This is a genomic window from Thiocystis minor (assembly GCF_016653465.1).
GTDB classification, from domain to species: Bacteria; Pseudomonadota; Gammaproteobacteria; order Chromatiales; family Chromatiaceae; genus Chromatium; species Chromatium minus.
The window spans coordinates 22,315-48,666 of record NZ_NHSQ01000110.1 but is presented as its reverse complement, the minus strand read 5'-3'; the positions used below and the strand labels follow the sequence as shown (position 1 = coordinate 48,666).

The window sequence follows — 26,352 nt, the reverse complement described above, 5'->3', positions numbered from 1 at the left end:
ATAAACTTTCTTGCCCCTTGCCCCCTGTGACGAAGATCACTCTGCTCAAGATCAATCCCTGAACCATGGAAAGTAGCATGGATATATCATAGTGCGCTCGCGATGCAGGCAACACTCTCGCTCCGTTCAGGACGACCCTACCGAGAAGGCTCAGAGACCATGCGCACCAATCTGCCCGTCACCGATACCGAACACCTGATGCGGGATGATCAACTGATCGTCTCCAGCACCGACCTGAAGGGTCGGATCACTCATTTCAATCGCGACTTTCTGGAGATCAGCGGTTTCAGCGAGGAGGAGTTGCTCGGCGCGCCGCACAACCTGATCCGCCATCCCGACATGCCGGCAGCGGCGTTTGCGGATCTCTGGAAGACCGTCCAGGCCGGACGTCCCTGGACCGGGCTGGTCAAGAATCGCTGCAAGAATGGCGATTTCTACTGGGTCGAGGCCAATATCTCGCCGTTGCGCGAAAACGGCTCCATGACCGGCTATATCTCGGTACGGCGCAAGCCCACGCGCGAGCAGATCGCGGCGGCGGAGATCATCTACGAGCGCCTGCGGGCAGGCAAGCCGGCGCATCCCTGGTTGTCCAGGGTCGTGAGTCGTTTTAACGATATCCGTATTACTCGGGCGTTGCCGAGCGGTCTCGTCCTGATTTCGTTGCTTTTCATCTTGGCGGCTGGGGTTTCGCTGTTTGGTTTGCGTCAGGCGACCGATCAGGTGCGGCGGATCTCGGAGAAGACCCAGGTGCTGGAGGAGGCCTATAACGACATGTATGGCTACGGCCTGCAGATGGCCGCTGCCATGCGCTATCTCCTGATCGAACCCACGGATAAACAGGCGCGCGACAACGTCGACAAATCGGGGGGCGTCTTCGCCAAGGCGCTGGAGGCGGCGCGGCGCGTCTCGGCCGGCGACGCCGCGGCCCTCAAACCGCTGGAGACGATCACCGAGGAACGTCAGCGTCATGTCGAATCCCAGAGGCGGGTTCTCGCGCGTCTGGATGCCGGGGATCTAGCGGGCGCCAAGCAGCTCTATAACACCGAGGACAACATCATCTGGCGCCGTTATCGCGTTCCGATCATGGATGGCCTCAAGCAGGTCCGGCAGGAAGCTCGCAACGAGCGGGACACCTTCATGGCATCAGCCGCCCAGGCCGAGCGTGCGGCGATCGGGTTCTCGCTGATGGCCCTCGTGGTCAGCGTGATGCTCGGTTTCTGGCTGGTGCGCAAGATCACGCGCCCATTGAAGATGACCCTGGGCCATCTGGAAACCATTTCCAACGGCGATTACTCCTCTCACATCGAGGCCATTCATCAGGACGAACTGGGCGGGATGCTGCTGGCCGTCAAGTCGGTTCAAGCCCGGCTGGACTATGACATCCAGGAAACCCGGCGGATAGCGCAGGAGAATCTGCGCATCCGCTCCGGGCTCGACCATGTGACCATTCCGGTCTCGGTCTCGAACGATCGCAATGCACTGGTCTATCTCAACCAGGCAGGGCGTTCGCTGTGGGAAGGTATGGCGCCTCAGATCGCGCACCGCCGGCCTGGCTTCGAGGTCGCGCGACTCTTCGGGAGCAATCTTGCCGACTATTTCGAGGACGCGGAAGTACAGGCGACCTATCGCAGCGAATTATCCCGTTCCTGTGTCATCGATACCTCGGTGGGCGGTCGGCAACTGCGTGTCACCGCCAGCCCGGTGCTCGACCGCGAGGGAATCTATCAGGGCCGGGTTACCCAATGGCTCGATCGCACAACCGAAGTGGCCGTGGAGCACGAAATCGCCGCCATTGTCGCTGCCGCCGCCAACGGCGACTTCACGCAGCGGATTGCGCTCGCGGGTAAAGACGGCTTCTTCCTGCCGCTCGCCGAGGGCCTCAACCGCCTGATGGCGATTGTCGCGGGCGGGCTGGCGGATGTCGCGCGCGTGCTCAACGCCATCGCCCAGGGCGACCTCACCCAGACCATCGCGGCCGACTACGCCGGCACCTTCGGGCAACTCAAGGACGACACCAACACCACGGTGGATCACTTGCGCGAAGTCATCGGTCGCATCCTGGACGCCTCCGAGGCGATCGGCAGCGCCGCCAGCGAGATTGCCGCCGGCAATTCCGACCTCTCGGGGCGCACCGAGGAGCAAGCGGCCAGTCTGGAAGAAACCGCTAGTTCCATGGAACAGCTCAACGCCACGGTTCGGCAGAACGCCCAGAATGCCAATCAGGCCAACCAACTGGCGCAGACCGCCAACGCGGTCGCCACGCGCGGCGGCGAGATGGTGCACCAGGTCGTGGGCACCATGGGCGCGATCCAGGAGTCCAGCAAGAAGATCGCCGACATCATCAGCGTGATCGACGGCATCGCCTTTCAGACCAACATCCTCGCGCTCAACGCCGCAGTCGAGGCGGCGCGCGCCGGCGAGCAGGGGCGTGGTTTTGCCGTGGTCGCCGCCGAGGTCCGCAATCTGGCCGGACGCAGCGCCCAAGCGGCCAAGGAGATCAAGGGGCTGATCACCGACTCGGTCGCCAAGGTCGAAAACGGCGCGCAACTCGCTGGCCAGGCCGGCGGCACCATGGACGAGATCGTCAGCGGTTTCCGGCAGGTTGTCACCCTGGTCGACGAGATCACCCACGCCTCGCGCGAGCAGAGCACCGGCATCGAACAGGTGACCCAGGCAGTCGCCCAGATGGACGAGGTCACGCAGCAGAACGCCGCGCTGGTGGAAGAGGCCGCCGCTGCCGCCGAGAGTCTGGAGGATCAGACCCGCGCGCTGTCCCAGGCGGTGGCGATGTTCAAGTTAGCCGGGCAGGGCGCGGCCCATGCCGAATCCCGTGGGCAGGTAGGCGTTGCGCTGGTGCGACCTGTACCGGCGACCGCCAGCAGACGCCCCATGGCCCGGCCGGGGCGCGCGTCGACAACGTCGGTCAAGCCGCTCCCCGTCGACATGGGCAATGACGATCAGTGGGAGGAGTTTTGAGGCGAGGCATCGCCGGTTTTGGCATCCTCTGCCATTAAGTTAAGTCGTTCATGGTGAGCCCTGAGCCCGTCGAAGGGCCTGCCCTTGCTCCGACTCCCTTCGACTTCGTTCAGGAGCACTCGCTCAGCATGAAGAGCGGAGCCGAAGGAGCGAGCCATGAACGAATGACAGCGAACCGCAAGTCTTGAGCGCAACGCCGATCCCATACTGCCAATTTTTGTATGGTATTTTGTCTTTCGCGCCGCGCCTTACAGAGACGCGATTTCCCTATGACACGATGTTCAAAATGGAGTTTATCCGCCATGACCGTGGGATCGTTCCTGACCAGCCCCGCCGAACATCTGCTGGCCCGTTTGCGACTGTCCGGGAAAATTGCCCTGATGGGCGCAGCCTTCCTGGCCGTGATCGCGCTCTTGTCCGTTCTGTTCATCCAGGCTCAACGCGACACGATTCGCTTCTCGTCGCTTGAGCGCGACGGTGTCGCGCTGCTGCGTCCAGTACCCGAGGTCATGCTTCAGGTGCAGCGCCACCGGGGACTGATGGCCCGTCTTGGCAGTGGCGACGACTCGGTGCGCGGGGCGCTGGCGGACGCGCAGGCGAAGGCCGATGCCGCGTTTGAGATGGCGGCGCCGTTGATGGCGACGCAAGGATTGGAACTCGGCGTCGCGTCGGATTGGAATGCGCTGAAAGAACGCTGGAACACGATCAAAGGAACGCATGCAACGGCGATGACCGCGGATTCGTTTCGGACGCACAGCGAATTGCTCGAAGCGATGTTGGCCTATGTGTCGCGCGTTGCCGATCAGTCCAATCTCACCCTCGATCCGGACATCGATTCCTTCTACCTGATGGATGCCGCGGTTGTCCAACTCCCCAACATGGTGGAAATAAGCGCCATTCTCCGTGGTCTTGCCGCCGGGATCGCGGTTCGTCAGACCGTTTCCGTCGACGAACGGATCCAACTGGCGGGACGCATGACGTTACTGCGGTGGCATGCCAAGGCGCTTGCCGCGGGGCTTGCCAAGATTACCGAAGCGAATCCCGCCGCGGCCGCGCGCTTGCAGGATCAGCGCAACGAGGTGGAGCATCACGCCAAGGTTTTTTCCGAGATGTTGGATCGCCATTTTGTGAACGGGACGATCGCGGGACTGGATGGCGAGACCGTTTTCGCAAGCGGAACCCGCCTGGTCGAGGCGGGTCACCGGCTTTGGGGCATCGGCATGGAGGAACTCGACGAGACGATCGCCCACCGCGTCAAGGGCATGGAGCGCCGACTGTGGACGGTCTGCGGTTTGGTTGGCGCCGCCCTGATCGTCGTCGCGTATCTGTTCATTGCGCTTCGCGGCGCGGTCTCGCGCGCCGCGACGGCGATCTCGGACGGTGCGCAGCGCATCGCCGCCGGCGATCTGGCCTCGGAGGTGCGTTGCGACACCAATGATGAGTTCGGTGCAATCGCGCGCAGGCTCAACCAGATGCGGGCCATGCTGCGAGACAGCATCGAGAACGAGCGGGAGGCGGCGCGCACTAATCTGCGTATCCGTCATGCCCTGGACAATGTCACCATCCCGGTGACGGTTTCGGACGAACGCAACGCACTGGTTTATCTCAATCAGACGGGCCAGGCGCTCTGGCACGGCATGGCGCCTGAAATTGCACGCAAACGTCCTGGCTTCGACGCCAACCAATTGCTCGGCGGCCGCCTGTCCGACTACTTCGAGGACGAGGAAACGCGCGCCGCCTATCGCGTCGAACTATCCGGCTCACGCACGCTCGATACGATCCTGGGCGGACGGCATCTGCGTGTCACGGCGAGCCCGGTGCTGGAGGACTCCGGCGCCTACCACGGGCGTGTCACCCAGTGGCAGGATCGAACCGCCGAGGTGACGGCCGAGCGCGAGATCGCTGGCCTCGTCGAGGCAGCGGGCGCGGGGGACTTATCCCGGCGGATCGCGCTCGCGGGCAAGGACGGCTTCTTTTTGCCGCTGGCCGAGGGTCTGAACCGCCTGATGGACATTGTCGCGGGCGGACTGGCGGAGGTGGCGCATGTGCTCAATGCTATTGCTCAGGGTGACCTCACCCAGATGATCGATGCCGACTACGCCGGCACCTTCGGGCAACTCAAGGACGACACCAACACCACAGTGGAGCACTTGCGAGAAGTCATCGGTCGCATCCTGGACGCCTCCGAGGCGATCGGCAGCGCCGCCAGCGAGATTGCCGCCGGCAATGCCGACCTGTCCGGACGCACCGAGGAACAGGCCGCCAGTCTGGAAGAGACCGCCAGTTCCATGGAGCAGCTCAACGCCACGGTCCGGCAGAATGCCCTAAACGCCAATCAGGCCAACCAACTGGTGCAGAACGCCAATGCGGTCGCCACGCGTGGCGGCGAGATGGTGCATCAGGTCGTCGGCACCATGGGCGCGATCCAGGAGTCCAGCAAGAAGATCGCCGACATCATCAGCGTGATCGACGGCATCGCCTTCCAGACCAACATCCTCGCGCTCAACGCCGCGGTCGAAGCGGCGCGCGCCGGCGAGCAGGGCCGGGGCTTCGCGGTGGTGGCCGCCGAGGTGCGCAACCTCGCGCAGCGCAGCGCCCAGGCCGCCAAGGAGATCAAGGGTCTGATCACCGACTCGGTCGCTCAAGTCGAGGGTGGGGCGCAACTCGCCACGCAGTCCGGCGCCACCATGCACGAGATCGTCACCGGCTTCCGGCAGGTCGTCACCCTGGTCGACGAGATCACCCAGGCATCGCACGAGCAGAGTACCGGCATCGAGCAGGTGACCCAGGCGGTCACCCAGATGGACGAAGTGACCCAGCAGAACGCCGCGCTGGTGGAAGAGGCCGCCGCTGCCGCCGAGAGTCTGGAGGATCAGACGCGTGGGCTTTCGCAGGCGGTGGCGATGTTCAAGTTAGCCGGACAATACGCGCCGCCGCCGGCCGCGCGCGCGGCCAAACCCGCCAAGCATGAGGCTTCCCGGGGCGCGTTTCTGGCGACCTCGGTCAACACGCGCCACGCGCCACGCCAGCCTGTCGCCGCCATGGCCGACGACGAGGATCAGTGGGAGGCGTTCTAAGGCGAATTCTTGCTCGACAAGCCGAGAACGCCTGTCGATTGATGCCTTGTGTCAAGAGCACGTCCTGAAAACCATGGAGTATTGATTGACAATGCGAACGAAATTAGTTCTGTTCTTTTTGCTGACAGTCATGCTCTTGATGCTGCTGGCTTTGGTTGGAATGAACAATATTCAGCGGATGTCGGCGGTGAGTCTGACCGGATTTCAGTCCGTCAAGGCTGAAAACGAATTGATGATCGCAATCGAAAATGCCCACGCGCATTTCAAGATACAGGTCCAGGAATGGAAGAATATTCTGATCAGGGGGAATGATCAGAAGAGCTTCGAAAAATACCTTTCCCAGTTCAATCAAGAAAACCAAGTCGTTCAGACGTCTTTGGACACCGCGATTCGACTCATGCGCAAACTTGGCTTGAGCACCGATGACACGGAGTTGCTCAAGCAAAATCATCTCGACTTGAGTGTGAAATACGGCGAGGCATTGAAGCAATTCGACGCGCAGGATCCCAATGCCGGTAAGTTGGTCGACAAGCTGATCAAGGGCATTGATCGCCCAGCATCGGAGGGCATGGAAAAACTGGTGGGAGTGATTGAAGCCCGCTTCTCGCAGCGCATTACGGACGAGACGGAAAGCATCGGGGCGATTGCCGAGGAAGCCCGCTTTCAATTTCTGATCTTTGTGGTCTTTGGGCTCTTGGCCTCTTCTCTGCTTTCCTTCCTCGTTCTGCGTGACCTGCTGCGTCAGCTTGGCGGAGAGCCGTCCTATGCGGCGCACATCGCACACCAGATCGCGAACGATCAACTTGATCTGGAGATCAAGGAGTCGGTCAGCGCGAAGGGCAGCGTGCTGGCGGCAATGAAAACCATGCAACAGGCGCTCAAGACGCGTCTCGAAATTGATCGCGCGACAGCCGCGGAGAATCTGCGGGTGCGGATCGCGCTCGATTGCGTGGATAACAATATCCGGATTGCCGGAGCCGATGGCAAGGTGGTCTTTGCCAATCGCTCGCTGCTGGCGACCTTGAAAAAGAATGAGGCGGGGATCGCGCGTCAGATCCCTGGTTTTTCCGTGGATGGTTTTATCGGCAGTAATATCGGGGCTTTTTACAGTGATCCTCAAGCGGCGCTGCAACGTCTTGCCGCGATTAAGGACACCACGAGAACACGTTTAGTCATCGGTGATCGCGACTATGACATCATCACCAATCCAGTCATCGATAACGATGGCCAGCGGCTTGGGACCGTTGGCGAGTGGGCGGATCGCACCGAGGAACTCGCCGCGCAGAAAGAACTCAATACCGTCGTCGATGCCGCGGTTGCCGGCGATTTTGCGCGACGGCTCGGCCTCCATGACAAACAAGGTTTCTTCCTCGACGTTGCCGAGAAGATGAATGCGCTGCTGGAGATTGTCTCCAGCGGATTGGCGGATGTCGGGCGCGTGTTGAATGCGATCTCGCGTGGGGATCTGACCGAGCGGATCGAGAGTGACTATGCGGGCGTCTTTGGACGGCTTAAGGACGACACCAATGCGACGGTCGCGCGCCTGCATGAGGTCATCGGGAGCATCCTGGACGCCTCTGAGGCGATCGGCAGCGCCGCCAGCGAGATTGCCGCCGGCAACGCCGATCTTTCAAGGCGCACCGAGGAACAAGCGGCCAGCCTGGAAGAGACCGCCAGTTCCATGGAGCAGCTCAACGCCACGGTCCGGCAGAACGCCCAGAACGCCACTCAGGCCAACCAACTGGCGCAGACCGCCAACGCGGTCACCACGCGCGGCGGCGAGATGGTGCACCAGGTCGTGGGCACCATGGGGGCGATCCAGGACTCCAGTAAGAAGATCGCCGACATCATCAGCGTGATCGACGGCATCGCCTTTCAGACCAACATCCTCGCGCTCAACGCCGCCGTCGAGGCGGCGCGCGCCGGCGAGCAGGGGCGTGGTTTTGCCGTGGTCGCCGCCGAGGTCCGCAATCTGGCCGGACGCAGCGCCCAGGCGGCCAAGGAGATCAAGGGGCTGATCACCGACTCGGTCGCCAAGGTCGAAAACGGCGCGCAACTCGCTGGCCAGGCCGGCGACACCATGGACGAGATCGTCAGCGGTTTCCGGCAGGTCGTCACCCTGGTCGACGAGATCACCCACGCCTCGCGCGAGCAGAGCACCGGCATCGAGCAGGTCACCCAGGCGGTCGCCCAGATGGACGAAGTGACCCAGCAGAACGCGGCGCTCGTGGAAGAAGCCGCCGCCGCCGCCGAGAGCTTGGAGGATCAAACGCGCGCGCTGTCACAGGCGGTAGCGATGTTCCGACTGGAGACAGAATCGGCTCGACCTCTGCATCGGCGCGGCAGGGAGGACGGGGAACCTCGCTCTCTTGCTGTGCCGCTGCCGTCTTCGGACGCGCCGTCGGGTCGGGGAGAGGCGACGGGAGGGGATTGCGAGAGTCTGGCGGCCTGTCCCTTTTTCAACGGCAAAATGAAGGGAAACGTGGCGACCGTTGCTATGATGAAGCAACGATACTGCCGAGGCGACAAAACCGCCTGCGCACGCTACGCCGTCTCCAAGGCATTGGGAAAAGAGAAGGTTCCGACGGATCTCTACCCCAATCAGAGCGCACGCGCCAAGTCGTTGATCGCGGTCGGATCGTCGGGTCGTGCCTCGTTGACACGCGATGGCATGACGCCGTCGATCCAGGGCAAGCCAGTCCGCGCAATCAATCCGATCCTCAAGGTCGGTTCTCAAGTTGGCGACGACGATCAATGGGAGGAGTTTTAAGCCGCCTCCAATTCGCCGTAGTCTGATTTCAAGGTGGACTCGATGGCGCGGCCATGCGCGGGGATTAAGTCCAGAATCTGGCGCGGTTTCTCCATTCCATTGCCTGTCCCTTAATCCCGGACGCTGGACTCGTTCAGGTCCAGCAGGATCCTGGCGCCGGCGCGTCCGCCGAAGATCCGGATGTCTTCCTGGACGAGTCGCCAGCAGGCGTCGTCGAGGTTGGCGCGGGGGCCGCCAATCACGACCTTCAGGTAGAGGTCGGGTTCCAGCAGACAGAAGCACAGACGCAGTTCGATCGGGTCGGGGGTTTCCGGTGTCTGTGTATACAGATCCAGGGTGAGCTCGAACGAGGCGGTGGCCAGACGCGGGCGCAGGGTCTCGATCCGCGCCAGCGCGCAATGCGGATGCTTGCAGCGTCGCCGGAGCGCGTAACCCAGCTCGCGGTCGCAGAAGACGCAGATGGCCTGTTCGATCTCGGCCAGATGGCGCCGCGCCTCGCGCAGGCGTTGCGGGGTTTCGCTGCCGTCGCGCAATTGCTGGCGCAGCACGCGCCGGAGCCGGTCGAAGGCTTTTGGCAGCGTGCCGCTGTGAAAGCCTCGGCGCAGGAGTCCGCGCATGGTCTCGCCATGTCCGCCGATGATGGCGGGTTCGATGGGGGCGTCCGGAAGATCGGCGCGGCGCATCGCCTGCAGCCCCGGTCGGGCGCCGCCGACCGGCCCCAGGGCGGGATGATTGGCGGCGTAGAGCTTCCAGTTTTCCTTGAGTTCCCAGACCAGGAATCCGACCAGACCGGGCAGGAGGAGGACGGTGAGCGTGACGAAGGGATAGGCGATCCACTTGGGCAGTAGGGTTTCAGTCACGGTAAACAGAAAGCTGGTGATGACCGGAAAGAAGGGGAGCATCACCTTGTGACCGATGGTGACCAGCGGAAAGTGCTTGATGGGGTTGACCTGGGGTTCGACCAGGACCGTGACATAGAATTGAATCAAGGCTTCCAGAAAGCGCCAGACGGGAATCAGCACGGCCTTAAGCGCGAGTTTCAGCCGCGATTCGCCCAGCCGATGGCTGAGCAGTTCCTCGATCCAGTGCAGGCCCTGCTGGAAACGCCGAGTGATGTCCTTGAAGAACTGCATGAGTTCGCGCACCAGCCCCAGAATCAGGGTCTGATTCGCCAGTCGCAGGAAGCGGCCGACGGTGCTGATGGCATCGTCCAGCAGGTGACGCCCGGCGGGGGTGTTGCGTACCAAAGTACCCAAGGCCAGGGCGAGTGCGAACAGCGAGATGCCCGGTTCCACCAGTGAGCCTTCGAGCAGGCTGGCGATGCCGAGGAAGGGCAGCACCAGCAGGGCTCCGATCACAAAGGGTCGCAGCAGGTTGCGGTCCAGTCCCCGAATCAGACTGGTTTCGAGTAGCGCGACGATCGGCTGCCAGCGCAGGAAGCGCCGCAGACCGTCGTAAAACAGCAGGCGCAGCCCCCACCAGAGTCCGCGCAGCAGGGCCAGCGCGCCGTGTCGCATTACTCGCGTGTAAGCGATGGCGTTGATCAGCAGACCAATGCCGCCGATCAGCCAGAGTGTCGTTAAGTCGAGGTCGGATGGATGGTGAGAGATCAGGCCAATCAGCACATGCAGGGTTTTGAGTCCCAGAAAGGCGAGACCGAAGGGCAGGATCAGATGGCGTAGGAGCAGCCGGCCTACCGGAGTTCCGAACAGCGGCGCGCCCAGTTGCTGCAATCCCTTGAGATAAAATTCGCCCGGTTGGTAGACGCCGGGCAGCGCGCGGGCGGCCAGACGATCGAAGCGCGCGAGCCGGTCGCCGCGCAGCAGTTCCTCGGGGGTGAAATCCGGGAGTCGCAGGACATTGCGGGCGAGGATGTCGCGCACGTCGGTGAATTTCAGATGCCGCCGGTGTTCGATGACATCCAGGAGTTCGCGCAGCAGTTTGTGCGCGGCGACCTCCTCGCGGTGGTTGCCGGGGTTGAAGCCGGCGTCCTGGAGCGCACGCTTCAACAGCGGTTTGAGAGGCTTCTCCAGGTGGACGGTGAGCCGCTTGGAGAGCGCGTGCAGCGGCTGGTTGAAGCGTTCGGCGTCTGCCGTCGGCCAGCCGAGTTGTTCCAGCCGGTTGAGTCCAGTGTCGAGCGCGCGCAGCGCCTTGAGATTCGCCTGGAACGGGAGAATCTGGCGAAACCGGAGCCTTCCGGCGCTCAACAGCCAGTGGAAGGGACGAAATTGGTAATAGGTCGTGCGGCTTTCCAGCAGCACCCGCTCCAGCGTCAGCAGCAGGCTGCGCGCGGGCCAGGCGCGGGGCGAATCGAGCAGATCGGCGCCCAGCCGCCGCGTGAGCACGCGCAATTCATGCGCGCTGTCCGGCGCGAGCTTCCATTTGGCCGCCAACTGATCGGAGAGCGCCTCTTCGGCGCCGAGTCGACGCTGGGTCAAGGTCCGTCTGACCTGCTCGGCCTCCGGGGCGCAGGGCTCGCCCATGGCTTGAAAACGTAACTGCGCCGCGGCCAGTTGGTCGATGGCGGCGCCATAGCGGTCGCTGAGTTCGGCGCGCTGGGCGGTGCGCACGGCATGGCGGAACAGGATCAGGTACAGCTCCAGCCGGATACCACTGGCGATCAGAGTGGGCGAGCCGCGTCGTCGAAACAGGGTCGGAAAGGCCAGCAGCAGATCCAGCAGGGGGGCGAGAAACCCCAGGAGCGCGTCGCGAAGATGAATCCGCCAGTCATGTCGCGGCAGTTGCAGACCTTGGCGCAGCGCGGCCAGACAGCGTGCTTCAAGCGGTGGCGGCACGCCCGGAGGCCGTTTGGGCAAATCCGGATCGGGCAGGTTCAGGTCGATCTCTCGCGGGGATTCGAGATCCTCCGCGACGCTTGCCGCGGGCAATCCTTCGACAGCGGGTCGATTGGGCACGAAATCGGGATCCGAGCGCGCATAGGGCAGGTCGCTCGGTAGGAGCGGTACCTGGGAGGGATGACCGCAGCGCGGATCGGGACAGGTTCGTTCCAGCAACGCGGAGAGCGGGTGACCGGGCCGCGCCGCCGGCAGGTCGAGCCCGCTCGCCGCCATCCAGCGATCCAACTCCGCCCAATCGTGGACGGACGGGAAGAAGAAACCGCGCGCACCGGGACAAAAATAGCGCAGGCGGGTGACGAAGGCGACAAACCCTCGGCAGACGAGCGCATCCTCAAGTCCGGACGGAATCACCCCATCGCGGGTTAGAAGATCGCGGATCTCGGCGCAGGCGGGCGCGCCGATCAGATCCCGCAGCGCCTCCGGGCCGAAGGCGTCGCGATCCTGCCGCGCGTCGCGGGCCGACTGCCAGGCGCGCGCGATCTCGCCCTCGAAGCGTCGCGCCCAGTAATCGCGCAGCAGACGGGTAAAGCCGTCGGCGTCTCGACGTTGTTCCACGGGCATCGGCAGCAGGATGACATGATCGGGCAGCGTTAGACCCTCGATGACGGCCAGCGCCTCCGGGTTTTCCGATTCCAGACCGGTCAGGAAGGCGGGGGAGGGCATCAGGTAATAGCCGAGATCCGGAATCGGCCCCTCGTGATCCTGCGATTCCAGGTGTTCCGCAATCAGTCTTTCCATGGCGCGGGGATGGAAGAGAAACACCCCCTCCGCCGGCTTGAAGACGAGCGAGCGAAAGAGCCTGGCGGTGGATTCGGCTTCAGCGGGCGGCGACTGGACTGACACGGGTCGATGGGCTCGATTCGAGTGATCTGGAGAAAGACCCTTGATCCAGGCCGTGGGATGCGCCGAATGCGACGATGATCGGGCACGGGATCAGGGGTATATTGGGAGCAATTCGCCAACACGGGGCGAACGGGATCATAGCACGCGGTCGCTTTGCACTATGGCGACGACCGATGTTTATCATGAGGCAAATCCGCCTCTTCGAGATGACAGGGAGCGATGACTGTCGATCATGCACTATCGAGTCTTTTATCTTTTTGATCGGTCCGGAGAGTCCGTCTCGTCGGCTAGCGCCGTGGAGATGAGTGCCCGTGCGATCTGCGAGCAACTGCTGCCCCGTCTGCAATGCGAGGATGATTATCTCGGAATCATCGACGCCGAGGAGAACATCATGCAGATCCTGTGCGAACTCGAAGCCAATCGTTATTGGGTCGAGTTGCCGCTCGACGCGGCCAAGGCGTCCTATGGACGATACGTGGATCTCGATCAAATGCGGGAGCTGCTGTTGGGGTTGCCGGCGGTCTTCGACCGTCAGGACATTCCCGGGCTGGAATACCGCCCTTGGTGAATCAGGGTGCGGCCGGGGGCGTTTCCTGCATCGTGCCGCGCACCAGGCGGATTCGACTGCTTTGGATCTTGCCCGGGCGGTAGGGGCTGCCGGTGAAGAAGCTCACGCTCCAAGCACGGTTCAAGCCACCCGTGTCGGAGGAGGAGGACCAGAAAAGGGACGCCGGGGTATTCGGAAAGACCTGCGGATTGATCGCGGGCGAGACATGGCATTTTTCGACGATGCTGAGCAGTTCCTCACCGGTCGGAAGACGCCAGCCGCCCTCCAGGGCCGTCGCCAGTTTGCTCGCCTTCTCCCAGGTATAGGCCGTGGGTTGGCCATCGCAGAGGTTGGTCGTGCCATTCCAGGTCTGACCCCGCACGCAGCGCTGCCATTCGAGCGTGGTGCGCGCATGGCGAATCACGCTGCCGTCCTCGATGGCGACGAATTCCGTGGACGGGGCGGTTTCCGCCATGCCGCCGACGCAGGCATCGGCGGCGCTCGGGATGTCCGCCGCCAGGGTTGTCTGGAGTGGCGTTATCAGCAGGATCGTCAGGATGCCGCGCCAGGCTTGTTCAAGTGAGAGCATGCTTCAGAGCCAATTCTAACGAAGTGGGCTGCATTGGAGTTTGCAGGCTTGGAACGCCTGCATCCTGGCGTTGGTTGGGAGCGCTGAAATCCTGTCGGCGATCCTGGAGCCTTGTTGGTTTGTACGAGGCGGAGTCATTTCCTGGGCACTGCTCAGCGTCGTCAAACCATCAGACAGATTGGGTGATTGCCCATGCGTTTTTGCCTCGGTCATACAAGCGCATTGACGTCTACTGAAGCCCGGTGACCGTCAGGCTTGGCCCATTGGCGGTCTCTCGGGTGCGAAAGTCGACGGTGGTCGAGCCTTGATGCTTGAGCGCCACGCCCCAGTTAGCGGCGGTGCCGGTTTTCCATGCGCGAGCAAGTTCGGTAATGTTGACGTTCACGATTCCATTGAGGTCGGACGCCGCGACCGAAAAGGTTGCGGACGGTATGTCCTCAATGGCAGGCAAGTGGTTGGCCGTAATCTCCCGCTCTGACCAGGCGTCGCGCACCCGATAGACACGGATGACTCCCGCCGCCCCGACCGCCTTGACACTCAACTTCAACGTGGCCGAGTTCACCGAACCGGAGAGACTCGCCAGATCGAATCGGATGAAGCTGGTTTTTTCTCCTTTCCGGTGAACTTTCATCTGGGGTACTTGGCCATAGTTCGAGTCTGCCGTCTTGGCTGAATTTAGGGTATAAGAATCGGCGACGGCTTGAAGGATCAAGGGAGGGCTATTGGGATTGCTTCCACCGGCCGGAGGGGTCGTGCGCTCGGCGATCAATGCAGCGCGGAAATCCTCTGTCAACGTATCCACCAAATCAGAATACTGACTCGAGTCGATTAAATCGAATTTCTCTTTGATGTCCGTCGACAGATTGTAAAGCTCAATGGGGTTGTGTTGCGCATTGAGCACGAGCTTCCAGCTTCCGGAGCGATACGCGAAATGTACCGCTTTACTTCCGCTCTCGGTGGTATCGCTTTGCTGAATCATATGATCACGGGGAGACTGATCGGTTGAGCCAAGTAACAAGGGTAGAATGCTAACGCTGTCTCGACCCTGATTCGCGGGAGGATCAACGCCGACCAATTCCGCAAATGTCGCGAAAAGATCCTGTATGCCCACTAAACTCTCGATTCTGGCCCCTTTACGAATAGACGAGTCCTGGAAAACCTGCGCACCCCATTTGATGATCAGTGGTACGCGATGGCCTCCTTCATAAATGCGCCCTTTATAGCTTCGTAAACCTCCGCTGGTATCGTGCCCCGCCATCACCTCTGAAGTTTGCTTGATACCTCCGTTATCGCTCGTGAAGATGACAATGGTATTGTCGGCGAGACCATGGTTGGTCAGAGATTCCAATAGCTGCTCAACGACGACATCGGCTTCTACTAACATATCGGCCCGGTTGCCCAGACCCGTTGCCCCGAGTATTTTGCGATCGTGAAGTCTGGCTGGTGGCTTCCATGGATCGTGCACTGCCTCGGTGTTGAAATAGATGAAAAACGGCGAATCCGCGTTCTTGCCTGAGGCATGATCGTCAATAAAATTCAACGCTTTCGACAGCAACGTCGGTCCGACATCGCGTGTATTCCAGTCCATGGATCCAATGCCGTCTAGTGGAATGGCGGTGTCGCCATAATCACCGACCGTCCAATTGATCAGATCTTGAGCCGACCCTGCAAGACGATCATTCTCAAAGAATGCGTAAGGACTTTGCTGAATGCCTCGAAGCGCCAGAAAGGAGTAATCGAATCCGTGTTTTGAAGCGCCCGAGACCATTGGACGAGAAAAGTCGACTTGTTCATCCGCCACGCCTGCGGAAGCGAGTCCATTGCTCCCTTTCAGGTAAAAGTCCCCGCCAAGGTGATACTTTCCAAAAATCGCGGTGACGTAGCCGGCTTGAGAGAGAATATCTCCCAATGTTTTTTGCCCGGAAAGAATCTGGGATCCTCCTTTATAATTCCATTGACCCCAACTCTTTTTCCCTCGCCACTGATAGTTTCCCGTGATGATGCTATAGCGCGACGGGGCACATTTAGATGCCGAAGTATGAGCATCGGTGAAACGAACACCCTCGGAAGCAAGACGTTCGATGGATGGGAGAGGAACCAAGCTATTCGGATTAAAAGAGGCAACATCTCCCCAGCCTACATCATCCGCGAGCACAAGGATAATGTTTGGACGATCCGATGCATAGGGGCTGTCGCCTGAATAAAATATAAAGAGAATGGAAAGTGTGACGATTAAAGCCGTCGGCTTATATCGAACATTGAGATGGGATGGTTTTATGCTGTTACGCCAAATCATCGACGATTCTCCAATAATACCGAGTGAAAAAATTTTCGGCCGGTTTATCTGCCAAATCACCAGAAAATTTCAGTAAGCAGCGGCACTCTTGGTCGGTGCCTGCATCAAATTTATCAAAGAATTTCCGGGATGCCGATTAACGCGATCGATCATCGGCGTTCAGCCTCCTGCCTGTTTTGAGCGTGCTTCTCGACCCGCTGTAGTAGATCCCAAAAATAGGACAGTCATTTAATCTGTCAAGTCGGCACGAAAGTGTTGGTCATCATGGGTGAAGAAAGCGTAAGACCGATGCGGCGGCGTTCACGGCCAAGGTCGGGTCGGAAGCTATCTGCGGGGAAAATCGTCAACGAAATTGGCCAGGAGCACGGTGTGCATCCGGTGTATGTCGGGCAATGGAAAAAAGGAGATTCCGGACCTTACCCCCAAACCGATATTTCACTCTCCACCACTTACCCCCGCTCGGTGTCACCAGCAGGAATAGCCCGCGCTCATCAAACAGCTTGAAAGGCTTGTCGCCGGGCTTGGCGTTGCGGATGGCGGTATCTGTCAGCGGCATGGGGTAATTTCTGATGGGGGTATCTGGGTTACCCCCGAAAGTTACCCCTGCCTATTAGTGGATGCTCGGGGATGATGCTACCCTTGTACGGACAAACAAGGCAATAAAAAACCCGCACTTAGGCGGGTCTGTGGATCTTGCAGGATGGTCTTAAATGCTTAATTGGTGGAGGCGGCGGGAATCGAACCCGCGTCCGCAAGCCCTCTGCCCTTGGTTCTACATGCTTAGCCCGTTCTATTGTTTTTAACCTTCCCACGCCCGAGGGGCAGGGCGATGAGTCGGCGATTCCGTTAGTTTTAGTGGATCAGGTCCGGACGCCCGTCTCCACGATCCTGTGTAATTTTACCCCTGGAACCCGTCGCCCACAGGCGAGAAACGGTCAGAGGCTCGCTGGGTTAAGCAGCGAGAGCGTAGTTGTCGTCGTTGGCAACTATAAGTTTGCGGATGGATTTACGAGGTAACCGCGCCTCGGCATGCACCTTAGGTTTTGCGACCCACGTCGAAGCCATGTCGCCCCCAGGTGATCGATTGGTCACTATAGACGCGCTTTGGTTCCCCGGCAAGCTTAGCCGGTCTTGAACAGGCGTTCCTTGTCGCGCTGCCAGTCGCGATCCTTTTCGGTCGAGCGCTTGTCGTGCTGTTTCTTGCCCTTGGCGAGGCCGATTTCGAGCTTGGCCCGACCGCGTTTCCAGTACATCGCGGTTGGCACCAGGGTGTATCCGGCGCGTTCGATCAAGCCGATCAGTCGGTTCAGTTCGGGGCGCTTGAGCAGCAGCTTGCGACTGCGCGTGGGGTCCGGATTGACATGGGTGGAGGCGGCGGCCAGCGCCGAGATGTGGGAGCCGATGAGGAATGCTTCGCCATGCAGGATTTTGACGTAGCTCTCCTTGAGTTGGATCCGACCCGCGCGCAGGCTCTTGACCTCCCAACCCTCAAGGACCATGCCGGTCTCGATGCGCTGCTCGATGAAAAAATCGTGGCCCGCCTTCTTGTTGAGGGCGATGGTCGCGGTGCCGGGGGTCTTGCTTTTTTTATCTTTTGTCATGTCGTCAGTTTAAAGGAAAGAGGCCGGGGGTATAAATGGTTCCCTTGGCTGAATGTTGAGTCGATTCTTGGCCCGCCGCCAAACTTGCACTTGAATTCTGCAAAAAAATGGCTATGATCGCTGGCTCACTTTATGGAGTTCCGTTATGCGTCAGCCATTGATCGCGGGAAACTGGAAAATGAACGGCACCAGGGCGAGCGCCGAAGCGCTGTTGTCCGGTGTGCTCGCTGGTGCGTCGACGATCTCCATAACGGAAATCGTGGTTTGCCCGCCGTTTCCATTGCTGTCTCTCGGCGAGCGGTTACTTGCGGGTACTTCGGTGAAGCTCGGCGCACAGAATGTCTGCACCAAAGATGTCGGTGCCTACACGGGCGAAGTCTCCGCCGCCATGCTGGCTGAATTCGGCTGTTGCTATGTCATCTGCGGTCATTCCGAGCGTCGCGAGTATTATGGCGAAACGGATGCGATCATCGCGGAAAAGCTGACTGCCTGCGCGAGTCAGGGTATGATTCCCATTCTCTGCGTAGGCGAAACGCTGCAACAGCGTGAACAGGGACTGACGGAAGACGTGATTGCCGGTCAACTCGAAGGTGTCATCAGCCAGATTGGAATCGATGCGTTCAATCAGGCCGAGATTGCCTATGAGCCGGTCTGGGCGATCGGCACGGGGATGACGGCGACGCCCGAGCAGGCTCAGGACGTTCACGCCTTCATTCGTCAGCGGATCGCGGAGCGCAGTCAAACGATTGCCGAGAAGATTCGGATTCTCTATGGCGGCAGCATGAAAGCCGCGAATGCCCGCGATCTTCTGTCGCAGGCGGATATCGATGGGGGCCTGATTGGCGGAGCATCCCTGGTCGCCGGCGATTTTCTGGCGATCTGTCAGGCTGGCGATCTGGTGGCGGGCTGAGACTCGTCCGCTGTGTTTCCAACTGAAGAGTAGCGCATGCAAACCATTTTGACAGTTGCCCAAGTCTTTTTGTCGCTCGGGCTGATCGGCCTGGTGCTGATTCAGCATGGCAAAGGGGCGGATGCCGGCGCTGCCTTCGGGAGCGGCGCTTCTCAGACGGTTTTCGGATCTCAGGGCTCGGGCTCGTTTTTGACGCGAATCACTGCTATCGTAGCAACCCTGTTCTTCCTGACGAGTATGGCGCTGGCGTATTATGCCACTCAGGGGAACGAACCCGCCGGCTTGATGGACGACCTTGGCGATACCGTGATCATCGATGAGTCTCCCAAGGCGACCGAGCCGAAGCCGGCTCCGGTCTCTGACATCCCGGCGATTCCCGATGAGCCGGGATCGATCAAGGGCGATACCGCGACCGATGTACCCGCGTTGCCCGGCGCGGTTGAGGCAGCTCCCGAGGTTCGGGGCGATGCGCCATTAGAGAGAGTAAATGACGGGGCTGATTCAACGCCGACAACGGACGTGATTCCGGCTCCGAATGAAGAGACGAGTAAATGATTTATCCCGCCGACGTGGTGAAATTGGTAGACACGCTATCTTGAGGGGGTAGTGGCGTAAGCCGTGCCAGTTCGAGTCTGGCCGTCGGCACCAATCGCAAAAAACACGGCATGCCGCCTACGCGGTATGCCGTTTTTTTTGGTAATAAAGCAGCCCAAAGGCTTGAAAAACTTAATATTTTGGATTGATCTTTGGGTTGACATATAAGCAACGGCTGCACTAGACTCCCTCATCGCCTAGACGCATGAAAAAAATAACAGTGAGGGGACAGTGCTTGATAACTATCTTCCGATCCTGCTCTTCATCCTCGTCGGGATCCTGGTAGGCGTCGGTCCGCTCGTACTCGGTTACCTGCTTGGTCCACGCCGACCGGACAAAGACAAAGACGCCCCTTACGAATGTGGCTTTGAAGCATTTGAGACCGCCCGTCTCAAGTTCGACGTGCGTTTCTATCTGGTGGCGATCCTGTTCATCGTGTTCGATCTGGAAATCGCCTTTCTCTTTCCCTGGGCCGTCGTGATCGGCGATCTCGGAATCCTTGCCTTCTGGGTGATGACGGTCTTCCTCGGCATCCTGGTCGTTGGCTTTCTCTACGAATGGAAGAAGGGGGCGCTGGAATGGGAATAGAAGGCATCCTTGAAGAAGGCGTCGTCACCACGACCGCCGACAAGCTGATCAACTGGGCGCGCACCGGTTCGCTCTGGCCCATGACCTTCGGTCTGGCCTGTTGCGCCGTCGAGATGATGCACGCTGGCGCCGCGCGTTATGACCTGGACCGCTTTGGCATCGTGTTTCGCCCGAGTCCGCGTCAGTCGGACGTGATGATCGTCGCCGGGACACTGGTCAATAAAATGGCTCCGGCGCTGCGCAAAGTCTACGACCAGATGGCTGAACCCCGTTGGGTGATCTCGATGGGTTCCTGCGCCAACGGTGGCGGCTATTACCACTATTCCTATGCGGTCGTGCGCGGCTGTGACCGGATCGTGCCGGTCGATGTCTATGTGCCGGGCTGTCCGCCGACGGCGGAGGCGCTGCTCTACGGCATTCTGCAACTTCAGAATAAAATTCGCCGCACGAATACCATCGCTCGCTGAGTATTTCAGATCACATGGCTACATATTCCCTGACCCGCAATGCCAGGCTTGATACGCTTGCCACTGCCGTTCGTGAACGTTTCGCGGAATTCGGCTGCGATCTGCTCGACGAGTTTGGCGAGTTGACCCTGATCGTTCCGGTGGATCGCCTGCTTGAGGTCGCTTGGATTCTGCGCGATCACGCGGATTTTCGCTTCGAACAATTGATCGACCTGTGCGGCGTGGATTACGCGGCCTTCGGTCAGTCCGAGTGGGAGACCGAGGAGGCGTCGAATACCGGCTTCGGGCGGGGCGTGGACCGGGATCTTGACCTGGCGGTCGACGATCCGAAGCGCTTTGCCGTGGTCTACCATTTCCTCTCGCTGGCGCACAATCGTCGTCTGCGTCTGCGCGTCTATGCCGGTGGCGATCAGCCCATGGTGGACTCGGTGATTGCCGTGTGGGCCACGGCCAATTGGTTCGAGCGCGAGGCATTCGACCTCTACGGGATTCTCTTCCGTGGTCATCCGGATCTGCGGCGCATTCTGACCGACTATGGCTTTATCGGTTATCCCTTCCGCAAGGATTTTCCGCTGAGCGGCCAGGTCGAGATGCGCTATGACCCCGAGCAGCGCCGTGTCGTCTATCAACCGGTGTCCATTCCGCCTCGCGTGCTGGTACCCAAGGTGATTCGCGAGGATAGCCGCTACGTCAAGGCCGAGGATGGAAAGGAGTCGGCCAATGCCTGAAATCCGCAATTACACCCTGAATTTCGGCCCTCAGCATCCGTCCGCCCATGGCGTGCTGCGTCTGGTGCTGGAGATGGATGGCGAGGTCATCGAGCGCGCCGATCCGCATATCGGACTGCTGCATCGGGGCACCGAGAAGCTGGCCGAGTCCAAGCCCTATAACCAGAGTATCGGGTACATGGATCGGCTGGACTACGTGTCCATGATGTGCAATGAACACGGCTATGTGCGCGCTATCGAAAAATTGCTCGGGGTCGAGGCGCCGGTGCGCGCGCAATACATCCGCACCCTGTTCGACGAGATCACGCGCATCCTGAATCACCTCATGTGGCTCGGCGCGCATGGGCTCGATATCGGCGCCATGAGTATCTTCCTTTACTGCTTCCGCGAGCGCGAGGATCTGCTCGACTGCTACGAGGCGGTCTCGGGCGCGCGACTGCATGCGACCTATTATCGTCCGGGCGGCGTCTATCGCGATCTGCCGGATCGCATGCCCCAGTATCAGGGCAGCTCCAAATGGCATAGCGCGAAGACGATTGCCCAGCGTAACGACGCCCGGCAAGGCTCGTTGCTCGATTTCATCGATGACTTCGCCGACCGTTTTCCCGCGCATGTCGACGAATACGAAACCCTGCTGACCGACAACCGAATCTGGAAACAGCGGACCGTCGGAATTGGCGTGGTGTCTCCCGAGCGCGCGCTCCAGTTGGGCTTTACCGGCCCCATGCTGCGCGGCTCCGGGGTCGAATGGGATCTGCGCAAAAAACAGCCCTATGCCGCCTATGGCGAGGTCGATTTCGATATCCCGGTCGGCGTCAATGGCGATTGCTACGATCGTTATCTGGTGCGTATGGAAGAGATGCGTCAGTCCAACCGGATCATTAAACAGTGCGTGCAGTGGCTGCGCGACAATTCGGGACCGGTCGCGATCGATGACCACAAGGTCATGCCGCCTAAACGCGCGGCCGTGAAGGACGACATGGAAAGCCTGATCCATCACTTCAAACTTTTTACCGAAGGATATTGCACGCCGCCCGGCGAGGTCTACGCCGCCGTCGAGGCGCCCAAGGGCGAGTTCGGTTGTTATATCGTGTCCGATGGCGCCAACAAGCCCTATCGGCTGAAGGTGCGCGCGCCCGGCTTCCCACACCTGGCCGCGCTGGACGAGATGTCCAGGGGACACATGCTGGCCGATGTCGTGGCAATCATTGGCACGTTGGATATCGTGTTCGGGGAGATCGACCGCTGATGAGTTTTCGTAATGTACCCCTCGCCGTCATCCATGATCGCGACAAGTCGACGCTCTTCACCGCGGAGATTCGCGCGGCCATCGACGCCCTGATCGCGAAATATCCGTCCGAATGGCAACAATCGGCGGTCATGCCCGCGTTGAGCCTCGTGCAGGATGCCAATGGCGGCTGGCTGACGCGCGAGTTGATGGACGAGGTGGCGGTCTATCTCGACATGCCTGAGGTTTCGGTCTATGAGGTCGCGACCTTTTACGGCATGTACGATCTGGAGCCTCAGGGGAAACACAAGGTCTGTGTCTGCAACAGCATTTCCTGTCTGCTGCGTGGCTCCGAGGACTTGATCCATCACGTCGAATCCAAGTATGGCGTGCATCCTGGCGAGACCACGGCGGACGGCCGCTTCACCTTCAAGGAGGTCGAGTGTCTGGGCGCCTGCCGCGATGCGCCGGCGGTGCTGGTGGACAAGACCTACCACGAAAATCTGTCCCCCGAGTCGCTGGACAAGTTGATCGACGGGTTGGAGTGAGATCATGGTCCAGAATCAGAATACGGTCTGCTTTCGCAACCTGCATCTCGATGCGGATGTCCGTCACACCCTGGACGCCTATCGGAGCCTTGGCGGCTATGCGCAGTGGGAAAAGATCCTGCGCGACAAGATCGATCCGAATCAACTGATCGATGAAGTCAAGAAATCCAATCTGCGCGGGCGCGGCGGCGCGGGTTTCCCGACCGGGCTCAAGTGGAGTTTCATGCCGCGCACCGCGCCCGGTCAGAAATACATCGTCTGCAACTCCGACGAGGGCGAGCCGGGCACCTGCAAGGATCGCGACATCCTGCGCTACAACCCGCATCAGTTGATCGAGGGCATGGCGATCGCGGGCTACTGCATTGGCGCGACCGTCGGCTATAACTACATTCGCGGCGAATTTTACGAGCCCATCGAACGCTTCGAGGCCGCTATCCAAGAGGCTTACGCGGCGGGTCTGCTCGGTAAGGACATCCAAGGTTCCGGGGTCGATTTCGATCTTTACACGCACATGGGCGCCGGCGCCTATATCTGCGGCGAGGAGACGGCACTGCTCGAATCCATCGAGGGCAAGAAGGGTCAGCCGCGCTTCAAACCGCCGTTCCCGGCGCAATACGGACTCTATGGCCGGCCCACGACCATCAACAATACCGAAACGCTCGCCTCGGTCCCAGTCATCCTGGAGAAGGGCGGCCAGTGGTTCCTGGAGCAGGGGCGTCCCAATAACGGCGGTCCCAAGCTGTTTTCGGTCAGCGGTCATGTCAACAGCCCCGGCAATTTCGAGATTCCCCTGGGAACCCCGTTCAAGGATCTGCTGGAACTGGCGGGCGGTGTCCTGGATGGCCGGACGCTGAAGGCGGTGATTCCGGGCGGATCCTCGGTGCCGGTGGTGCCGGGCGAGATGATGATGGGCGTCGACATGGATTACGACTGCATCGCCAAGGCGGGTTCCATGCTGGGCTCGGGCGCGGTCATCGTGATCGCCGAGGGCACCTGCATGGTCAAGCTGCTGCACAACCTGGCGCACTTCTATATGCATGAATCCTGCGGTCAGTGCACGCCCTGCCGTGAGGGAACCGGTTGGCTCGCGCGGGTGCTGGGCCGGATTCTGGACGGCAAGGGCCGCCCCGAGGATCTGGATCTGCTCGAAAGCGTCGCGGGCCGGATCGGCGGACGCACCATCTGTGCCCTGGGCGATGCGGCGGCGATGCCGGTGCAGAGCTTTCTCAAGCACTATCGGCACGAGTTTGCCTATCTGATCGAGCATGGCCGCGCGCTGGCGGCTTAGGAAAGACACTCTCATGACGGATAAGATCACCATCGAGATCGACGGTCGCGCCTGCGAAGCGGCGCCGGGCGAGATGATCATCGCGGTCGCCGACCGCGTGGGCGTCTCCATTCCCCGGTTCTGTTATCACAAAAAGCTGTCCATCGCCGCGAATTGCCGGATGTGTCTGGTCGAGGCGGAGCAGGGCGGTCGACCTTTCCCCAAGCCGGTGCCCGCCTGCGCGACGCCAGTCGGCAATGGCATGAAGGTCTGGACGCGCTCGCCCAAGGCGATCGAGGCCCAACAGGGCACGATGGAGTTCCTGCTGATCAATCACCCGTTGGATTGCCCGATCTGCGATCAGGGCGGGGAGTGCGAGTTGCAGGATGTCGCCATGGGTTATGGCGACGATGTCTCCCGGTTCACCGAGTGCAAGCGGGTGGTCAAGGACGAGGATCTGGGGCCGCTGATCGCGACCGACATGACGCGCTGCATTCAATGCACGCGCTGCGTGCGCTTTTGCGCCGAGATTGCCGGTGTCCGCGAACTGGGCGCGACCGGTCGGGGCGAGGACATGCGGATCGGCACCTTCATTGCCCACGCCGTCAGTCACGAACTCTCGGGTAATGTCATCGATCTGTGCCCGGTGGGCGCGCTGACCTCGAAGCCCTATCGATTCACCGCCCGCGCCTGGGAGTTGACCGGCGCCAACAGTATCGCGCCGCACGATGGCGTCGGCTCGAATCTGCGTCTGCATGTGCGCGGCCAGCGGGTCATGCGCGTGCACCCGAACGAGAACGAGGCGGTCAACGAGACCTGGATCTCGGATCGTGACCGTTACAGCTATGCCGGACTCAATGGCGACGACCGGCTGACGGCCCCCATGCTCAAACAGGATGGGGTCTGGCGCGAGGTCGATTGGTCGGATGCGCTGACCCTGGTCGCCGAGCGGCTCAAATCCGCCGGGGCCGCCGACATGGGCTGGCTCATGGCCCCCAATGCGACCCTGGAAGAATTCTATCTGGCCCAGCGTATCGCGCGCGATCTGGGTTGCCCGAATCTCGATCACCGGCTGCGTCAGCAGGATTTTAGCGGCGACGCCGCCGATCCGCTCTTGCCCTGGTTGGGCGTGCCGATCGCGGAACTGGAGGTTCAGCAGGGCATTCTGCTGATCGGCAGCGATCTTCGTCAGGAACAGCCGCTGCTGGCGCACCGCGTCCGCAAGGCGGTTCTGGCTGACGCTGAAGTAGTTTGCGTCAATCCGGTTCGGTTGGATCTGAACCATCCGGCGCGTCAGTTCGTCGGCACGCCATCGGCGATGATCGCGGATCTGGCCGCAATTGCCAACGCGTTGGGGGTGTCCGGCTCGGGAGTGCTGAGAGATGTCATCTCGGCGAGCGAACCGACCGACGAACAGACCGTCGCCGCGACCTGCCTGAGTCAGGCGGGTCAACAAGGGGTAGGTCTGATTCTGCTCGGCGCACTCGCTGCAGCACATCCGGATTACTCGCTACTCAAGGCGCTGGCCCATGCGATCGCCGATGCCGCGCATTGCCGATTGGGCTATCTGCCAGCCTCCGCCAACAGCGTTGGCGCCTATCTAGCTGGAGTGCATCCGGATCGCCTGCCGGGTGCTAAACCAACCGATCAGCCAGGCTTGTCCGTTGCCGGAATGTTGGCCGCTCCGCTCAAGACCTTGGTCCTTTGGGGCTTGGAGCCGGATCTCGACCTCGGCAACCCGGCCGGCGCCATGGATGCCTGCGCCAGGGCCGATTTCGTGGTCGCCTGCTCGGCCTTCCGCTCGCCGTCGCTGGAGACGGCGGCCGATATGCTGCTGCCCATTGGTGCCTTCGCCGAAACCTCGGGAACCTATGTGAATGCCAGCGGAACCTGGCAGCGCTTTCAGGGTGTCGTGCCGCCGCCGGGCGAGGCGCGTCCGGGCTGGAAGGTGCTGCGGGTGCTCGGCAATCTGCTGGACCTGAAAGGCTTCGATTACCGTGACGGCGCTCAGGTCCACGATGAACTCGCCGCGCTCTGTGGCGACAGCCAGTTCGACAATGCCCCACGCGGCAACTTCGAGGTGGCCGGTCAACCTGCCCAAGCGGATCTGACGCGCATCGGCGGCGTGCCCATCTATGCTACCGACTCGCTGGTCCGGCGCGCACCCGCCCTTCAACAGACTCGACTGCCGGGATCGGCCTTTGGTGTCTATCTACACCCCGATCAGGCCGCCTGCGAGGGGCTCTCCGCCATGGATCTGGTCTTGGTGAAACAGCCCGCGCCAAGCGATGTCGACGTGAGCGAGCGTGAGGTGCTGGCGCGCGTGTTCATCGACGAGCGGGTGCCGCCGGGTTGCGCCTGCATTCCCGCCGGTGTCGAGGGGAGCGCGGGGCTGGGCGATCAGATCGGCGCGGTCAGCCTTGTGCGCATGACCGAACCGCCGACCACTGGCGACCACTAGCGAG

Annotated in this window: 18 protein-coding genes, 1 tRNA gene, 1 other RNA gene and 2 pseudogenes; 15 read left to right on the top strand and 7 right to left on the bottom strand. The window is 60.9% G+C overall.

Annotated features, from left to right (window positions below):
- Positions 1-159: 159 nt before the first annotated feature.
- Together CCR95_RS25925 and CCR95_RS25920 are read left to right on the top strand one after the other, a co-directional pair.
- Complete coding sequence (locus tag CCR95_RS25925) at positions 160-2,976, top strand: methyl-accepting chemotaxis protein (protein ID WP_201096049.1); 2,817 nt, start codon at positions 160-162, stop codon at positions 2,974-2,976.
- A gap of 302 nt (positions 2,977-3,278) precedes the next feature.
- On the top strand, positions 3,279-6,053 hold the full coding sequence (locus CCR95_RS25920) for a methyl-accepting chemotaxis protein (RefSeq protein WP_201096048.1): 2,775 nt from the start codon (positions 3,279-3,281) through the stop codon (positions 6,051-6,053).
- Between the two features lie 103 nt (positions 6,054-6,156).
- On the opposite strand, the gene CCR95_RS15615 is transcribed toward CCR95_RS25920, so the two are convergent.
- Positions 6,157-6,498 carry a hypothetical protein gene (locus CCR95_RS15615; protein WP_201096047.1) on the bottom strand — a complete coding sequence of 114 codons (342 nt, stop codon included), beginning with the start codon at positions 6,496-6,498 and terminating at the stop codon, positions 6,157-6,159.
- On the opposite strand from CCR95_RS15615, the gene CCR95_RS25915 reads away from it, so the two are divergent.
- Positions 6,487-8,823: a methyl-accepting chemotaxis protein gene (locus CCR95_RS25915; RefSeq protein WP_276570275.1), complete on the top strand. Its 2,337-nt coding sequence runs from the start codon at positions 6,487-6,489 to the stop codon at positions 8,821-8,823. The two genes, CCR95_RS15615 and CCR95_RS25915, sit on opposite strands and share 12 nt — an antisense overlap.
- A 110-nt stretch (positions 8,824-8,933) precedes the next feature.
- Here the strand turns inward: CCR95_RS25915 and CCR95_RS15605 are convergent, their stop codons facing one another.
- Entirely contained in the window at positions 8,934-12,524 is a 3,591-nt protein-coding gene (locus CCR95_RS15605; protein WP_201096046.1) for a sulfite exporter TauE/SafE family protein, read from the bottom strand.
- Positions 12,525-12,756: 232 nt separating this feature from the next.
- On the opposite strand from CCR95_RS15605, the gene CCR95_RS15600 reads away from it, so the two are divergent.
- A complete protein-coding gene (locus tag CCR95_RS15600; RefSeq protein WP_201096045.1) occupies positions 12,757-13,092 on the top strand; it encodes a hypothetical protein in 336 nt (111 codons plus the stop codon).
- Position 13,093: 1 nt separating this feature from the next.
- Here the strand turns inward: CCR95_RS15600 and CCR95_RS15595 are convergent, their stop codons facing one another.
- Complete coding sequence (locus tag CCR95_RS15595; RefSeq protein ID WP_201096044.1) at positions 13,094-13,660, bottom strand: Lcl C-terminal domain-containing protein; 567 nt, start codon at positions 13,658-13,660, stop codon at positions 13,094-13,096.
- Between the two features lie 229 nt (positions 13,661-13,889).
- Positions 13,890-15,956 carry a sulfatase-like hydrolase/transferase gene (locus tag CCR95_RS15590; RefSeq protein ID WP_201096043.1) on the bottom strand — a complete coding sequence of 689 codons (2,067 nt, stop codon included), beginning with the start codon at positions 15,954-15,956 and terminating at the stop codon, positions 13,890-13,892.
- A 275-nt stretch (positions 15,957-16,231) separates the two neighbouring features.
- On the opposite strand from CCR95_RS15590, the pseudogene CCR95_RS15585 reads away from it, so the two are divergent.
- Positions 16,232-16,379: pseudogene (locus tag CCR95_RS15585) on the top strand (IS3-like element ISAfe17 family transposase); the annotation flags it as partial.
- A 43-nt stretch (positions 16,380-16,422) separates the two neighbouring features.
- Here the strand turns inward: CCR95_RS15585 and CCR95_RS26410 are convergent.
- The 3 genes and pseudogenes from CCR95_RS26410 to smpB form a co-directional block, all read right to left on the bottom strand.
- Positions 16,423-16,512 (bottom strand): annotated as a pseudogene (locus tag CCR95_RS26410) (Arm DNA-binding domain-containing protein); the annotation flags it as partial.
- Between the two features lie 163 nt (positions 16,513-16,675).
- Positions 16,676-17,030: a transfer-messenger RNA gene (gene ssrA, locus CCR95_RS15575) on the bottom strand.
- 47 nt (positions 17,031-17,077) lie between these two features.
- Complete coding sequence (gene smpB / locus CCR95_RS15570; protein ID WP_201096041.1) at positions 17,078-17,557, bottom strand: SsrA-binding protein SmpB; 480 nt, start codon at positions 17,555-17,557, stop codon at positions 17,078-17,080.
- Positions 17,558-17,702: 145 nt separating this feature from the next.
- Here smpB and tpiA point away from each other — a divergent pair, with 145 nt between their 5' ends.
- From tpiA to nuoG, 10 genes are all read left to right on the top strand, one after another.
- Positions 17,703-18,467, top strand: a complete 765-nt coding sequence (gene tpiA / locus CCR95_RS15565) for a triose-phosphate isomerase (protein WP_201096040.1) — start codon at positions 17,703-17,705, stop codon at positions 18,465-18,467.
- Between the two features lie 36 nt (positions 18,468-18,503).
- On the top strand, positions 18,504-19,022 hold the full coding sequence (secG, locus tag CCR95_RS15560) for a preprotein translocase subunit SecG (protein ID WP_201096039.1): 519 nt from the start codon (positions 18,504-18,506) through the stop codon (positions 19,020-19,022).
- 8 nt (positions 19,023-19,030) lie between these two features.
- A tRNA-Leu gene (locus CCR95_RS15555) sits at positions 19,031-19,115 on the top strand.
- Positions 19,116-19,292: 177 nt separating this feature from the next.
- On the top strand, positions 19,293-19,649 hold the full coding sequence (locus CCR95_RS15550; protein WP_201096038.1) for an NADH-quinone oxidoreductase subunit A: 357 nt from the start codon (positions 19,293-19,295) through the stop codon (positions 19,647-19,649).
- Entirely contained in the window at positions 19,640-20,116 is a 477-nt protein-coding gene (locus CCR95_RS15545) for a NuoB/complex I 20 kDa subunit family protein (protein ID WP_201096037.1), read from the top strand. The genes CCR95_RS15550 and CCR95_RS15545 overlap by 10 nt, the downstream gene beginning before the upstream one ends.
- Positions 20,117-20,130: 14 nt before the next feature.
- Complete coding sequence (locus CCR95_RS15540; protein WP_201096036.1) at positions 20,131-20,844, top strand: NADH-quinone oxidoreductase subunit C; 714 nt, start codon at positions 20,131-20,133, stop codon at positions 20,842-20,844.
- Entirely contained in the window at positions 20,837-22,093 is a 1,257-nt protein-coding gene (locus CCR95_RS15535; RefSeq protein WP_201096035.1) for an NADH-quinone oxidoreductase subunit D, read from the top strand. The genes CCR95_RS15540 and CCR95_RS15535 overlap by 8 nt, the downstream gene beginning before the upstream one ends.
- On the top strand, positions 22,093-22,620 hold the full coding sequence (locus CCR95_RS15530; protein WP_014780139.1) for an NADH-quinone oxidoreductase subunit NuoE family protein: 528 nt from the start codon (positions 22,093-22,095) through the stop codon (positions 22,618-22,620). Before CCR95_RS15535 ends, CCR95_RS15530 begins: the two co-directional genes overlap by 1 nt.
- Positions 22,621-22,624: 4 nt before the next feature.
- Positions 22,625-23,908, top strand: coding sequence for an NADH-quinone oxidoreductase subunit NuoF (gene nuoF / locus CCR95_RS15525; protein ID WP_201096034.1), 1,284 nt, complete (start codon positions 22,625-22,627; stop codon positions 23,906-23,908).
- Positions 23,909-23,921: 13 nt separating this feature from the next.
- The gene (gene nuoG, locus CCR95_RS15520) at positions 23,922-26,348 is read left to right on the top strand and encodes an NADH-quinone oxidoreductase subunit NuoG (protein ID WP_201096033.1); all 2,427 of its coding nucleotides are present in this window, start codon (positions 23,922-23,924) and stop codon (positions 26,346-26,348) included.
- Positions 26,349-26,352 lie beyond the last annotated feature (4 nt).

Coding starts and splice junctions, on each gene's coding strand:
- nuoG (WP_201096033.1), top strand. CDS start 23,922: ATGACGGATAAGATCACCATCGAGATCGACGGTCGCGCCTGCGAAGCG.
- CCR95_RS25920 (WP_201096048.1), top strand. CDS start 3,279: ATGACCGTGGGATCGTTCCTGACCAGCCCCGCCGAACATCTGCTGGCC.
- CCR95_RS15600 (WP_201096045.1), top strand. CDS start 12,757: ATGCACTATCGAGTCTTTTATCTTTTTGATCGGTCCGGAGAGTCCGTC.
- CCR95_RS15530 (WP_014780139.1), top strand. CDS start 22,093: ATGAGTTTTCGTAATGTACCCCTCGCCGTCATCCATGATCGCGACAAG.
- CCR95_RS25925 (WP_201096049.1), top strand. CDS start 160: ATGCGCACCAATCTGCCCGTCACCGATACCGAACACCTGATGCGGGAT.
- CCR95_RS15540 (WP_201096036.1), top strand. CDS start 20,131: ATGGCTACATATTCCCTGACCCGCAATGCCAGGCTTGATACGCTTGCC.
- CCR95_RS15590 (WP_201096043.1), bottom strand. CDS start 15,956: ATGATTTGGCGTAACAGCATAAAACCATCCCATCTCAATGTTCGATAT.
- smpB (WP_201096041.1), bottom strand. CDS start 17,557: ATGACAAAAGATAAAAAAAGCAAGACCCCCGGCACCGCGACCATCGCC.
- secG (WP_201096039.1), top strand. CDS start 18,504: ATGCAAACCATTTTGACAGTTGCCCAAGTCTTTTTGTCGCTCGGGCTG.
- tpiA (WP_201096040.1), top strand. CDS start 17,703: ATGCGTCAGCCATTGATCGCGGGAAACTGGAAAATGAACGGCACCAGG.
- nuoF (WP_201096034.1), top strand. CDS start 22,625: ATGGTCCAGAATCAGAATACGGTCTGCTTTCGCAACCTGCATCTCGAT.
- CCR95_RS15595 (WP_201096044.1), bottom strand. CDS start 13,660: ATGCTCTCACTTGAACAAGCCTGGCGCGGCATCCTGACGATCCTGCTG.
- CCR95_RS15545 (WP_201096037.1), top strand. CDS start 19,640: ATGGGAATAGAAGGCATCCTTGAAGAAGGCGTCGTCACCACGACCGCC.
- CCR95_RS15535 (WP_201096035.1), top strand. CDS start 20,837: ATGCCTGAAATCCGCAATTACACCCTGAATTTCGGCCCTCAGCATCCG.